The sequence below is a fragment of the Shinella sp. GW821-FHT11G07 genome (assembly GCF_058808115.1).
Genome location: NZ_JBXARJ010000007.1, coordinates 1 through 13,584, shown reverse-complemented (window position 1 = coordinate 13,584; position 13,584 = coordinate 1). Strand labels below are relative to the sequence as shown.

The window sequence follows — 13,584 nt, the reverse complement described above, 5'->3', positions numbered from 1 at the left end:
GGAAACACCATGACCGAGAAACTCGTCATCATCGGCAATGGCATGGCGCCGGGGCGCATGCTGGAGCATCTGCTGGAGAAGGCGCCCGACCACTATCAGGTGACCATCTTCAACGCCGAGCCGCGGGTCAACTACGACCGCATCATGCTCTCGCCGGTGCTTTCCGGCGAGAAGGACTACGAGCAGATCATCATCCACGGTGACGGCTGGTACATCAAACACGGCATCACGCTCTACAAGGGCCACCGGATCGTCGCCATTGACCGCGATGCGAAGACCGTGACATCCGACCATGGCGTGACGGAGAGCTACGACAAGCTGGTGATCGCCACTGGATCCGTGCCGTTCATCATTCCGGTGCCCGGCAACACGCTGCCCGGCGTCATCACCTACCGCGACCTTGACGACGTGCAGGCCATGCTGCTTGCCGCCCAGTCACGCGAAAAGGCCGTGGTCATCGGCGGCGGCCTGCTCGGTCTCGAAGCTGCCGCCGGCCTTGCCGGCCGCGGCATGGACGTGACCGTCCTCCATGTCATGCCGACACTGATGGACCGCCAGCTCGACCCCGCCGCCGGCTATCTCCTGCAAAAAGAGCTGGAAGGGCGCGGCATCAAGATCATCTGCAAGGCCAACACCAAGGCGATCGTCGGCAATGGCAGGGTCGAGGGCATAGAGCTGGACGACGGCCGCATCATCCCCGCGACGCTCGTCGTCATGGCTGTCGGCATCCGCCCGAGCGTCGGGCTCGCCAAGGAAGCGGGGCTCGCCGTCAATCGCGGCATCGTCGTCGACAACGGCATGCAGACCTCCGACGGCAGCATTCTGGCGCTCGGCGAATGTGCCGAAGTGGCAGGCCAGGTCTACGGCCTTGTCGCGCCGCTCTATGAAATGGCCCGCGTCGCCGCGTCCCATCTCGCCGGCGAGCGCAGTGCAGTCTTTGTCCACTCCGATACGCCGACGAAACTCAAGGTCACCGGCATCGAGCTGTTCTCGCTCGGGGATTTCGCCGACGGTGACGACCGCGAGGAGATCGTGCTGCGCGATGCCTCGGCCGGCGTCTACAAGCGGCTGGTGCTGAAGGAAAACCGCATCATCGGCACGGTGCTTTACGGGGAGACCTCGGATGGCGCCTGGTTCAACGATCTCAAGAAGAAGGCCGTCGACATTGCCGAGATGCGCGAGACGTTGATCTTCGGCCAGGCCTACCAGGGGGGCGCCCCGCTGGACCCTATGGCGGCCGTTGCAGCCTTGCCGGATGATGCGGAAATCTGCGGCTGCAACGGCGTCTGCAAGGGCAGGATCGTCTCGACCATAACGGACAAGGGCTTGACGTCGCTGGACGACGTGCGCGCCCACACCAAGGCGTCCGCCTCCTGCGGCTCCTGCACCGGCCTCGTCGAGCAACTGATGACGCTGACGCTTGGGGAAAGCTATAATCCTGCGGCCGTCCAGCCGATGTGCGGCTGCACTGATCTCGGCCATGACGACGTGCGCCGCCTGATCAAGGCGAAGGGGTTGAAAACCATTCCCGCCGTCATGCAGGAACTGGAATGGAAAACGTCCTGCGGCTGCGCCAAATGCCGGCCGGCCCTCAACTACTACCTCGTCTGCGACTGGCCGGACGAGTATGCCGACGACTACCAGTCGCGCTTCATCAACGAGCGCGTGCACGCCAACATCCAGAAGGACGGTACCTATTCCGTCGTGCCGCGCATGTGGGGCGGGGTCACCAATGCAGGCGAACTCCGCGCTATCGCCGACGTGGTCGACAAGTTCGAGATCCCGCTGGTCAAGGTGACGGGCGGCCAGCGCATCGATCTGCTCGGCATCGAGAAGGAAGACCTGCCTGCTGTCTGGGCCGATCTTGGCAAGGCCGGTTTCGTTTCGGGCCAGGCCTATGCCAAGGGCCTGCGCACGGTGAAGACCTGTGTCGGCTCCGACTGGTGCCGCTTCGGCACGCAGGATTCCACCGGCCTCGGCATCAAGATCGAGAAGTTCATGTGGGGTTCGTGGACGCCGGCCAAGCTGAAGCTGGCTGTCTCCGGCTGTCCGCGCAACTGCGCCGAGGCGACCTGCAAGGATATCGGCGTCATCTGCGTCGACAGCGGTTTCGAAATCCACTTCGCCGGTGCCGCCGGCCTCGACATCAAGGGCACGGAGGTGCTCGGCCTCGTGAGAACGGAGGAAGAGGCGATGGAGCACATCGTGGCACTGACACAGATGTATCGCGAGCAGGCGCGTTATCTCGAGCGCATCTACAAATGGGCAAAGCGCATAGGCCTCGAGGAAATCCGCCGCCAGATCATCGGCGATGCGGACAAGCGTAAGGCCTATTACGAGCGTTTCGTCTTCTCCCAGAAGTTCGCCCAGGTCGACCCCTGGTCGGAGCGTGTCTCCGGCAAGGACAAACACGAGTTCAAGCCGATGGCGACGGTCGGCTACAATCAGGCTGCGGAGTAAACATGGACAGGACCTGGATCGCCATCGGCACCATCGCCGATATTCCGCTGCGCGGCGCCCGCTGCGTGAAGATACCACAAGGCAAGGTCGCCGTCTTTCGCACCGCGGAAAACGAGGTGTTTGCCATCGAGGACCATTGCCCGCACAAAGGCGGGCCGCTCTCGCAAGGGATCGTCCATGCCAAGGCGGTCACCTGCCCGCTGCATAATTGGGTGATTTCGCTCGAAACCGGCAAGGCCCTTGGCGCAGACGAGGGGGCGGTGAAGACCATTCCGCTGCGCAACGACAACGGCGCGCTGTTTATCGCACTTGAAAGCCTGATGATGGCGGCCGAATAGGATGGAAAATCCGGTCAAGACAACCTGCCCCTATTGCGGTGTCGGCTGCGGGGTCATCGCGACGATCGACGAAGCTGGTACCGTCTCCGTCAAAGGCGATCCGGACCATCCTTCGAATTACGGCCGGCTCTGCTCGAAGGGTGCGGCGCTGGCCGAGACGATCGACCTCGACGGTCGCCTGCTGCATCCGCAGATCGATGGCCGGCGCGCCGGGTGGAACGAGGCACTCGACCTCGTCGCCGAAAAATTCTCGCAAGCCATTGTCGAGCACGGGCCGGATTCCGTTGCCTTCTACGTCTCCGGCCAATTGCTGACCGAAGACTATTACGTCGCTAACAAGCTGATGAAGGGATTTATCGGTTCGGCGAATATCGACACCAATTCGCGGCTCTGCATGTCCTCCTCCGTCGCCGGCCACCGCCGGGCCTTCGGTTCGGACACGGTGCCGGGAACCTACGAGGATCTGGAGCTTGCCGATCTCGTCATCCTGACCGGCTCGAATCTCGCCTGGTGTCATCCCGTGCTTTACCAGCGGTTGGCGGCAGCCAAGGCCAGGCGACCTGCGATGAAGGTGGTCCTGATCGATCCGCGCCGCACGATGACGGCCGACCTCGCCGACCTGCATCTGGCCCTTCACCCCGATACGGATGTGGCGCTCTTCGTCGGCCTTTTTGCGCATCTGGTGGCAAACAACGCTGTCGATCAGAACTATGTCGCCGCGCATACGACGGGTTTTGCCGAAACCTTTGCCGCCGCTTCGAACGTGTCTTTTGCCGACGTGCTGGAGCAGACCGGTCTTCCGGCCATGCAACTCCGCGAGTTCTATTGCCTTTTCACGACGACGGAAAAGGTCGTGACCTGCTACAGCCAGGGCGTCAACCAGTCGTCCTCTGGCACCGACAAGGTCAACGCCATTCTCAACTGCCACCTCGCCACCGGCCGCATCGGCCGGCCGGGCATGGGGCCGTTTTCGCTGACCGGCCAGCCGAACGCCATGGGCGGGCGCGAGGTCGGCGGGCTTGCCAATATGCTTGCCGCCCATATGGCGATTGAAAGTGCAACGGATCGCGACCGCGTCCAGCGCTTCTGGCAATCGCCGACGATTGCCGACAAGCCGGGGCTGAAGGCGGTGGATTTGTTTCAGGCCGTGGCGGAGGGGCGCATCAAGGCGCTTTGGATCATGGCGACAAACCCTGTCGTCTCAATGCCGGATGCCGATGCCGTAGAAACGGCGCTCAAGGCCTGTGCCTTCGTCGTCGTCTCCGACATCCTAGAAGAAACCGATACCACCCGTCACGCCCATGTACTGCTTCCTTCGCTTGGCTGGGGAGAGAAAGACGGCACGGTCACCAATTCGGAACGGCGCATCTCCCGCCAGCGCAATTTCCTCGATGTGTCGGGTGAGGCGAGGGCAGACTGGTGGCAGCTTGCCGAGGTTGGCCGGCGCCTCGGTTTCAAGGACGCCTTTGACTACGGTTCGCCCACACGGATCTTCCGGGAGCACGCAGCACTTTCGGCTTTCGAGAATGCGGGCCAACGCGACTTCGATATCGGCGCCTGCAGCGAGTTGGAGGGCCAGGCTTACGATGCGCTTCCCCCTTTCCAATGGCCGCAGCCCGAGGGCAGCGAACCGGTAGAGCGGCGCTTTTTCGCCGATGGCGGCTTCTATCATACGGACGGCAAGGCCCGGTTCATTGCCATCGAGCCGGTTACCTGCGATCGCGCCGATACGGCCTGCCCCTTCACGCTGAACACGGGTCGCATCCGCGACCAGTGGCATACGATGACCCGCACGGGAAAAAGCGCGCGTCTCTCCACCCATATCGCCGAACCCTTTGCCGAGCTGCATCCACGCGACGCAATGGAGATTGGTGTTGGCAATGCCGGTCTCGTCGAAATCGAGAGCCCGCGGGGCAAGGTGATCGTGCGCGCACTCATCACGGAGCGCCAGGCACGCGGCAGCATCTTCGTGCCGATGCACTGGAACGACCAGTTTTCGGCGCAGGCCCGCATCGACGCGGTGGTGCCGTCTATCGTGGACAGCATCTCCGGCCAGCCGGCGTCGAAAAACGTGGCCGTGGCGGCTCGACGGTTCAAGGCGGCGCACTATGGCTTCGCCGTCTCGCAGGGCAAGCCGAAGGGGCTTGATGCCAGCTATTGGGCATTGGCGAAGGCGGAGGGCGGCTGGCGGGTGGAGCTTGCCTTTGATCAACCGGTCGAGGATTGGAGCGCCTGGTGCCGCCGCACCTTCGCGGTGCCGGATGGCGTTGAGCCGCTCGGTTACGTCGATCGTCAGACCGGCGATCTTCGGCTTGCGTTCTTTGACGGGCCGCACCTGCGCGCCGCCCTGTTTCTCGCCCGCGAACCGGTCGCCGTCGCTCGGAACTGGGCGATTGCGCAACTGACGGCCGAACACGCTAACCTGCGCAAGCGCTTTGCCCTGGTCGCCGGCCGGCCAGGTGCCGACAAGCCGGATCCCGGCGCGAGCGTCTGCGCCTGCTTTGGCGTCGGGGTCAACCAGATCGTCGCCGCTGTGCGCGGCGGCAGCCACAGTGTCGAAACCGTCGGCAGGCAGCTCAATGCCGGAACCAATTGCGGCTCCTGCCGAGCCGAGATCAAGGGGATCATCGATGGATGTCTTGCCGCAGCCGCGGAGTGATGGACCGCCGCGCATGGAGCCGCTCGCCAAGCTCCCGGTGTTCTGGGCGCTGGAAGGAAAGCGTGTCGTCGTCGCCGGCGGTTCGGATGCCGCCGCCTGGAAGGCAGAGCTGCTCGCCGCCTGCGGCGCGCATGTCGATGTCTATGCGGAAGCGTTCGACGAGACGTTCGAAACGTTGCTCTCTCGCGCACCAGATCACCCGGCCGCTAAATTTACACCGCATCGGCGGCATTGGGCGCCGGATGATCTTGGCGGTGCCTCGCTCGCTATTGCAGACTGCGAGGATGAAGCGGATGCGCGGACGTTCTCCGCTGCCGCACGCGCAGCTGGCGTGCCGGCCAACGTGATCGACAAGCCGGAATTCTGCCAGTTCCAGTTCGGCTCCATCGTCAACCGCTCGCCCGTCATCATCGCGATCTCGACGGATGGGGCAGCCCCGATCCTGGCACAGACCATCCGCCGCAAGATCGAGGCGCTGTTGCCGCGCAGCCTGAAAAGCTGGGCGACACTGGCGCAGTCGCTACGCGACGCCGTCAACCGGCGTCTTGCACCAGGCCAACAGCGCCGCGCCTTCTGGGAACGCTTTTCCGATCTCGCCTTCGCAACAACGGATACGCCGGAGGAGGGCGTAGGCGGGGTGCTTCTTGCTGATGCCGAAAGGCTCGCGGAAGCCCCCGCCATCGGCTCCGTCGCGCTGGTCGGCGCCGGCCCGGGCGATGCCGAGCTTCTGACCCTCAAGGCCGTGCGCGCCTTGCAGGCCGCCGATGTCATCCTCTTCGATGATCTGGTGTCGACGGAGGTTCTGGAACTCGCCCGCCGCGAGGCGACGCGCATGCGGATCGGCGGGCACGACGGGCGGACGCTATACCGGCCGGCGGACGTTGGCGACATGTTGGCCAAGCTCGCCAAGGCGGGAAAGCGCGTCGTCTGTTTGACGCCCGGCGATCCGATGATGCTCAGCGGTGCCGGCGAGGTGATGGCGCGCCTTGGCCGCGAAAACATCCCTGTCCATGTCGTTCCCGGCATCCCCGTCGCCACACCCCGACCAGCCTTGGTCGGCCGGCGGTACCACCCTCGATCAGGCAGTGCCGCCAGCTATGGTGAAAGCGGCGGTGCCGTCGCTCGCACAGGCGATCACGATATGCCCATAGGGTTCGCGCCACTCGCTGTGGATATGGGTGTTCCGCTCCAGATCGAGGCTCGCGCTCACCTCCACGCCGTCCTGCCGGAACGCGACCGGCTGGCCGTTCACCGTCAGCCAGAGCAGCGGGGTTTGGCTTTGCGCCCGTATTGACAGCTGTTGGCGTCCGGGACCGTCGGGCACGACCGAGGCGTCGAGGCTGAGGCCCGGTGTTTCCGACCGGTCCGTTGAGATAGAGGTGGGCAGTTCCGAAAGCTCGGGCGTTCGTGCCGGCGTTTCGCGGTAGGTGCCGGTCTGTTCGAAGGCGTAGGCATAGCCCAGCAATGCCGTGTCGTCCCAGGCCCGGCCGGCAAAGGTCAGCCCGGCCGGCATTGCGATATCGGCCAGCATTCCCATCGGAACGGTCACCGTTGGAATACCCAGATGGCGGATCGCCAGATTGCCGTTGGCGACCCAGGTGCCGTTCCGCCAGGCAAGATCCGCCGAAATAGGGTTCACATCGGCGTCCGCCGGACCGATGTCGGCAACGGCCGGGAAGATCACTGCATCAAGCCCAAGCCTGTCCATCCAGGCTTCGAAATCGACGCGCCGGGTTTCCTCAAGCCCCCTGAAGCCTTCGGCCAGATCGGGAATCTCGGTGAACGAGGCGACGGGATGGTTGCGCAAATGGGCGGCATAGCCGGAAATGCTGTCGTCGAAACCGTGATACTGGTCGGGCAGGCTGCCTTTCGGGGCAGGGAAGATGTGGGCGCTGTCGACATCGGTCAGTCGCGACAGATTGGGGTCGGCATTGGCCGCAAGGAAATCGTTCCAGGCCCAGGCCGACAGATCGACGATCTCGCGGTGCAGATAGTCGGGGCTGACGAGGCCGCGCGTCGAAATGGTCGGCGCACCCGGCCGGTCTCCCTCGTAGTTGCTGATGATCGGGAAATCGGTGACCACCACCTCGGCGCCGGCCGCCTCGAGCGCCGCCCGTGCCGCCACACAGAGTGCCAGCATCGAGGCGCGCGTTTCGATCCGCCGGCCAGTCGCGCCACCGATACCCACCGTCCCGCCGGTTCCCGCTTCCGGATCGGCGTTGATATACATTGCCGGCAGGCCGAAGCGCTTGCCCGCAAGGCTCGCCGTGCGGGCAAGCCCGGCATAGGATTGCGGTCGGATTTCGGAGGCTTTCGGGATCGATACCCAGGTCTGGCGGCGCCAGAGATCACCGCGGCTGTCGGGATCGTCGGCGACGATGATATCGAGCAGTTCCAGCATGTCCGCCATCGAACGGCTGTGCGGCACCACGACGTCCATGGTCGGCACGAGCGGCCAGTTGCCGCGCACGGAAATCACGCCGCGGCTTGGCGTATAGGCGCAGAGCCCGTTGTTGGCGGCGGGTGCGCGCCCGCTGGACCAGGTTTCCTCGCCAAGTCCGAAGGCTGCGAAGCTCGCCGCTGTCGCCGTCCCCGATCCGTTGGAGGAGCCCGACCCGAAGGCGGCGGTCAGCCAGTCGGCATTGTAGGGGGATTCCGCGCGCCCGTAGACCCCGCGTTGCATGCCGCCATTGGCCATCGGCGGCATGTTCGTCAGTCCGATCAACACCGCACCCGCGGCGCGTAGCCGGGAAATCGCAAAGGCATCCTCTGTCGCGATCAGATCGGCAAAGGCCGGTGAGCCCGCGGCGACGCTCAGCCCTTTGACCTTGTAGCTGTCCTTGGCGGTATAGGGGATGCCGTCGAGCGGACCGAGGCTTTCACCACGCGCGCGCCGCAGGTCCGAAGCCTGCGCATCGGCGAACATGTCGGGATTGAGCACAGGCACGGCATTGAGGGTGATGCCGTGGCGGTCGTAGTACGCAATGCGGTTCAGATAGGCCGCGACCAGAGCGACGCTGGTCGTCTCGCCCGACTCGAGTGCTGCGCGCAACATATCAATCGAAGCTTCGACAACCTTCATCAGTGCCCTCCTGCACGGTTTTGCGTCACCGCCGGGAGCACGACTGTGGCCTTCGGCAATGCGGCTCGACGGTTGTAGGGCGTGGTTTTTTCAGGGGCAATGTCTCATCTGGGATAGAGACGGATACCGCCTCTGCGGGATTGCGGATACAGCACGATTGCATCTGGCGGAATGGTGGAGCAATGCTACGATTCTGAACGGCCGATCAGCGGCCTCCAAAAGAAAAGGAAGAAGGATGGAGCAGTCCGCCCTGATCGAAATCGGTTTGCCGGCCGCTGTCTTCATCATCATGGCCGGCATCGGCCTGACGCTCGCCCCTTCCGATTTCCACCGTGTCGTCATGCGGCCGAAGGCCCTGATCTGGGGTATCGTGGCAGCGCTTCTGCTCCTCCCCCTCGCAAGCATGTCGATTGCGATGTTTATGGACCTGCCGTCCGAAATCGCGGTCGGCCTGGTCATCGTTGCCGCCTGCCCGATCGGCACCACATCCAGCCTGTTTTCCTATCTGGGCCGGGGAGACCTTGCGCTGTCGATCGCTTTGAGCGCTCTCGGCTGCCTTGTCGCGATTGCAACGCTGCCGTTGTTTGCGAACTTCGCGATCGAGCGCTTCAGCGACGGCGATGTTCGTGTCTACCTGCCCGTGCTGCGCACGATCGGCATGATGCTGGTCATCATCCTGCTTCCTGTCATCCTCGGCATGTGGGTCCGGCACAAGGTGCCGGCCCTCGCTGCCCGCGCTGAAAAGATGGTTGGCGCCTTTGGCCTTGTGGTGCTGGTGGTCTTGATCGTCGGCATCGGCATCTCGGTCTACGGTCGATGGGCGGAAATCCTTGTCAGCGCCGGGCCTGCCGTCCTTGTGCTGGTCATTTGCGGCGTGGCAATCGGTTTTCTCGGCTCGCGCCTGCTCCGCCTGTCCCCCGCCGAGGCGATGGCGGTGACAACGTCGATCAGCATTCGAAACGCGGCTGTCGGCATGTTGCTGGCAATCACCATGATGAATTCGCCGGAAATAGCCGTACCGCCCGCGCTGTTCGGATTGCTGATGTACGCCGTCGGCTTCGGTCTCGTTGCCTATGGTCGCATGACTATAAAACCAACCTCTTAAGGGCCTGACGCGTCGGTTTTCAGATCGAAGCCGGCGCTGTCCCCAAACCTTGCTGCCAGGGGCACCGGTAGTGCTCCGCGCCCGGCTGCGCCCAAACAAGCGTTCGATTCCGCGCTGCGCACGTTTGCCGAAATTCCGCTAGATTGACCGGCCAGCGATTTCATCACACAGTGATGGCACCGCAGTCGGGAGGTGGTGATGGACCATGTCCGCAATTTCGCGCCAGTCACTGCAGAGGACGGGATCGTTGCCTCGAGCGTTTACTCGGCTGGCAGGCGCATCGCTGATATTCCCATCGAAGAGGCCGGCCAGTGGGCTGGCAAGGACGGTCACGTCGTCTGGATCGGGCTTCTGGAGCCGAGCCGCGAGCTTCTCCTGCGTGTCCAGGCACAGTTCAACCTGCATGACCTCGCGATCGAGGATGCCGAGCACCCGCATCAGCGCCCCAAGCTGGAGCAATATGGCGATGCGCTGTTCATCGTCGCGCGCACCGCGCAACTGATAGAGCGCCGCGTCACCTTCGGCGAAACGCATCTTTTTGTCGGCAAGGGCTACATCGTCAGCGTGCGGCATGGGCCATCGACCTCCTACGCCACCGTTCGCGAGCATTGGGAAAGCTGTCCGCATTCGCTGGCCAAGGGCGAGGATTTCGTCCTCTACGCCATTCTGGATTTCATCATCGACAATTACATGCCCGTGCTGGAGCAGCTCGAATACGAGGTCGAGGAGATCGAGGACAAGGTTCTGGTCAAGCCCATGACCGGCAGCGAGATCGAACGGCTCTACATGATGCGCCGTGATCTCCTGCGGCTGCGCAATGCGGCACTTCCGCTGGTCGAGGTCTGCCGGCGGCTGACGAGTTCCGATCTGCCGCAAATCCAGGCGGCGATGCATCCGCTGTTTCGGGACGTGTCCGATCACATCCGCACAGTGCAGGAAAAGATCGACAGCCTGCGCGAGGTGCTGGCCTTCGCCTTCGAGGCGAGCCTTCTGGTCGGCCAGAGCCAGGAAACGGCGATTTCCAAGAAGCTTGCCTCGTGGGCGGCGATCCTTGCCGTGCCGACCGCGCTTGCCGGCATCTACGGCATGAATTTCAACGACATGCCGGAACTGAGGATGGAATACGGCTATCCGATGGTGCTCACCGCAATCATTGCGACCTGCTCGTTCCTGTACTGGCGGTTTCGCAAGAATGGCTGGTTGTGAGGTTAGAGCGGCCTGCCCCGGTCGTCCTCAAGCCACTTGTCGAAGAAATAGGCGATCTGCTTGTGCCACCACGGCCAGTCATGGCTTGCGTCGGTCCCCCAGAAGTCCACCCAGGCCGGAATGTTCTTGTCGCGTAGCACGGCCTCCAGACGATGTGTATCCTCGAGCATCGCGTCTTCCCAGGCCCCCTGGCCACAGCAGAAAAACAGGCGGCGCGAGCCTATGCGATCCAGCAGATGATGGTCGTTCAAACCCGCAAGATAATTGACCGGCGAGTTGAAGTAGATCTGGCCGTCCAGCGCATCGCCGAAAAAATGGCGGGTGGAGTAAACACCGCTCAGCGCGATCACGCCGGCAACCCGGTCGGGAAAGCGGAACAGGAAATTGCTGGCGTGAAAGGCGCCCATGGAACAGCCCGACAGGACCGGTGCGCGTCCGCCGATGGCGAGAATCTCCGGCAGCAGTTCCTCGTTTACATAGCGGAAATAGGATTCGTGTCGGGCGATCCGGGCCGGCAGGTCATGGCCGTTGGAAAAGAAGCTCTCGCCGTCGATGCCATCGACGGTCCACACCCGCAATTCTCCCGATTCGATGCGATCAGCGAGCGCGCCGATGCCGCCGGAATCCTCATATTGGTAGAAGCGCCCGTTGGAGGTGGGGAAGACCAGGACCGGCTGGCCGGCATGGCCGTAGGTCTTGAACTCCATCTCTCGCCCGAGATGATGGCTGAAGCGCTTGTGGTATTCGATCTGCAACGGCTAACGCTCCACGTCCTGGATGAAGCGCACGATGGCTTTCACCTCTTCGAAATCCTCTGAACGGAACTGATAGGCTGCGTTGCCCATAGCCCGGCTGAACACGTCCTCGATCGGTGCGAAATGCACGATCCTGTCGCCATGGGTAGCGAGAATGGCCCGATGGTCGTTGACATAGCGAATATGGTTCTTGCGGCTGGCATAGCCGGTGTAGTAGCGCCCCGTGAACGGTCCGCCAACCTTGTTGTTGACGATCATCTCAGCCCATTCGCGATAGACATCCATGTCGTACGAATAGTTGATGGCGTCGGTCATCCATGCGCCCGGCGGGCGCATGTTGATTTCGAGCGCGACGATCCGTTTGTCGCCGCGGGTCTCGAAGAATTCGATGTGGAAGAATTTCTCGCGGATGCCGAAAGCCTTCACGGCGGCTCGTCCGGCCTTTTCCACCGCGGGGTCGACGAAGGGCAGGCAATAGTAGTTGAGGTGCGAATTGGTGTTCACCACCTCCATGATGCTCTGCTCGAAACGATGGCTGGCGGCAAACACCACCCGGCCATCGCGATCCACCAGGCCGTCATAGGTCAGCACGATGCCGTCGATGAATTCTTCGGCGACATAGCTGACGCCCGGCAGCTTCGCCGTCTCGAAAGCGTCGAGACCCGCGTCGTCGCTCAGCTTCACCGTGTTGCTGGCGCCCGAGCCCTGATCCGGCTTGATAACGATGGGATAGCCGACCTCAGCAATGAAAGCCTCCACACCCGCCCGGTCGACATATTTGTGCTGTCGGATCGTTTCGACGCCCGCCTTCTTGAAGAAGGCGCTCATCTTCGATTTGTGCTTCAGATTCTTGACGAAATCGCTGCGAATACCCGGAATGTTGAAATCGGTGCGGATCGCGGCGTCCTGTTCCAGCCAATGCTCGTTGAGCGATTCGAAGCGATCGATGCGGCCCCAGCGATGGATGAAATGGCCCATGGCGCGCAGCACCTGATCGGCATCCTCCATGTCGGCGATGCGGTAATACTCGCTCAGGGCATTTTTCAGCCTAGGAGCGAGATGATCGTAGGCGGTATCGCCAACACCCAGAACCATGGCGCCGGCCTTATGGAGGCGGTCGCAGAATTCGGTGCCGTTTGCAGGAAAATGCGGAGAAAAGAACACGAACTTCACGAGCAGCAGACTCCCGAGAGGCTCGAGGGATACTCGCCCTCGCACATTAGCCGACGCCGAAGTGTTAAAGAAGTCGCGCGCAAACGCAAGCTTGCATGGTTTCGGCCGTATCGATCGCCCGTGCGGTTGCACGTGCTCGCAGCTAGAAGCGGCCGCTCGCCTCCAGCATCATACGGTCTTCACTAGGCTCCAACCATTTTCCATTGATGAAGAGCAGGTTTCGCATCTGCGCCTCACGCGGCGAGGATTTTGGCGAGCGGTGAGCCGGCCTGGATTTCGATGATGGTGGGCACGTTGCGGGTGGCGGAGGCTTTCAGTTCGCTTTCCAGCTCGGCGAGCGAGGTCGGGCGGGAGGCTTCGCAGCCGAGTGCCTTGGCGAGGCCGACGAAGTCGGGGGTGAAGATGTCGACGCCGATCTGCGGGATGTCGCGCTCGGCCATGAAGGCCTTGATCTCGCCGTAGCTGGTGTTGTTCCAGATGACGACGGCGGTGGCGATGCCCGCTTCCACCGCGCTTGCCAGTTCCTGCACGGAGAATTGCAGGCCGCCGTCGCCGATCAGGCAGACGGAGGGACGGTCGGGTGCGCCGAGTTTGGCGCCGAAGGCGGCGGGCAGGCCGTAACCGAGCGTGCCGTAGCCGGTGGAGGAGTTGAAGAAGGAGCGAACCTGCGGTGCCTGGTAGAACTGGTTGACGGCATAGACCGGCTCGGTCTGGTCGCCCGCAACGGTCGCATCGGGCAGAGCTTTGGTGATGACCTCCATCAGCTTGCCATGGGTGCGGCAGGCGGGCCACAGCCCGGCATCCAC

At 63.0% G+C, this 13,584-nt stretch carries 9 protein-coding genes and 1 pseudogene; 6 read left to right on the top strand and 4 right to left on the bottom strand.

Annotated elements, in window-relative coordinates; translation table 11 throughout:
* Window positions 1–9 precede the first annotated feature (9 nt).
* From nirB to AC1RT2_RS14775, 4 genes are read left to right on the top strand one after another with little or no spacing between them, the layout of a single operon-like run.
* Window positions 10–2,460 (top strand): nitrite reductase large subunit NirB, encoded by a 2,451-nt coding sequence (nirB, locus tag AC1RT2_RS14790; RefSeq protein ID WP_493102964.1) that lies wholly within the window; start codon window positions 10–12, stop codon window positions 2,458–2,460.
* A 2-nt stretch (window positions 2,461–2,462) separates the two neighbouring features.
* On the top strand, window positions 2,463–2,798 hold the full coding sequence (nirD, locus tag AC1RT2_RS14785) for a nitrite reductase small subunit NirD (RefSeq protein ID WP_493102962.1): 336 nt from the start codon (window positions 2,463–2,465) through the stop codon (window positions 2,796–2,798).
* A gap of 1 nt (window position 2,799) precedes the next feature.
* On the top strand, window positions 2,800–5,457 hold the full coding sequence (locus tag AC1RT2_RS14780) for a nitrate reductase (RefSeq protein ID WP_493102960.1): 2,658 nt from the start codon (window positions 2,800–2,802) through the stop codon (window positions 5,455–5,457).
* Window positions 5,429–6,751 carry a siroheme synthase family protein gene (locus AC1RT2_RS14775; protein WP_493102958.1) on the top strand — a complete coding sequence of 441 codons (1,323 nt, stop codon included), beginning with the start codon at window positions 5,429–5,431 and terminating at the stop codon, window positions 6,749–6,751. The genes AC1RT2_RS14780 and AC1RT2_RS14775 overlap by 29 nt, the downstream gene beginning before the upstream one ends.
* Window positions 6,752–6,859: 108 nt before the next feature.
* Here AC1RT2_RS14775 and AC1RT2_RS14770 read toward each other — a convergent pair.
* Window positions 6,860–8,539 (bottom strand): annotated as a pseudogene (locus tag AC1RT2_RS14770) (amidase); the annotation flags it as partial.
* 235 nt (window positions 8,540–8,774) lie between these two features.
* On the opposite strand from AC1RT2_RS14770, the gene AC1RT2_RS14765 reads away from it, so the two are divergent.
* Both AC1RT2_RS14765 and AC1RT2_RS14760 read left to right on the top strand, forming a co-directional pair.
* Complete coding sequence (locus AC1RT2_RS14765) at window positions 8,775–9,644, top strand: bile acid:sodium symporter family protein (RefSeq protein WP_493102956.1); 870 nt, start codon at window positions 8,775–8,777, stop codon at window positions 9,642–9,644.
* A 198-nt stretch (window positions 9,645–9,842) separates the two neighbouring features.
* Window positions 9,843–10,850 carry a magnesium and cobalt transport protein CorA gene (locus AC1RT2_RS14760; RefSeq protein WP_493102954.1) on the top strand — a complete coding sequence of 336 codons (1,008 nt, stop codon included), beginning with the start codon at window positions 9,843–9,845 and terminating at the stop codon, window positions 10,848–10,850.
* A 2-nt stretch (window positions 10,851–10,852) separates the two neighbouring features.
* Here the strand turns inward: AC1RT2_RS14760 and AC1RT2_RS14755 are convergent, their stop codons facing one another.
* From AC1RT2_RS14755 to AC1RT2_RS14745, 3 genes are all read right to left on the bottom strand, one after another.
* On the bottom strand, window positions 10,853–11,605 hold the full coding sequence (locus AC1RT2_RS14755) for an esterase family protein (RefSeq protein ID WP_493102952.1): 753 nt from the start codon (window positions 11,603–11,605) through the stop codon (window positions 10,853–10,855).
* A gap of 3 nt (window positions 11,606–11,608) precedes the next feature.
* A complete protein-coding gene (locus AC1RT2_RS14750) occupies window positions 11,609–12,778 on the bottom strand; it encodes an ATP-grasp domain-containing protein (RefSeq protein WP_493102951.1) in 1,170 nt (389 codons plus the stop codon).
* Window positions 12,779–13,011: 233 nt separating this feature from the next.
* Window positions 13,012–13,584: thiamine pyrophosphate-dependent enzyme (locus tag AC1RT2_RS14745; RefSeq protein ID WP_493102950.1), on the bottom strand; the 573-nt coding region annotated here is incomplete at its 5' end.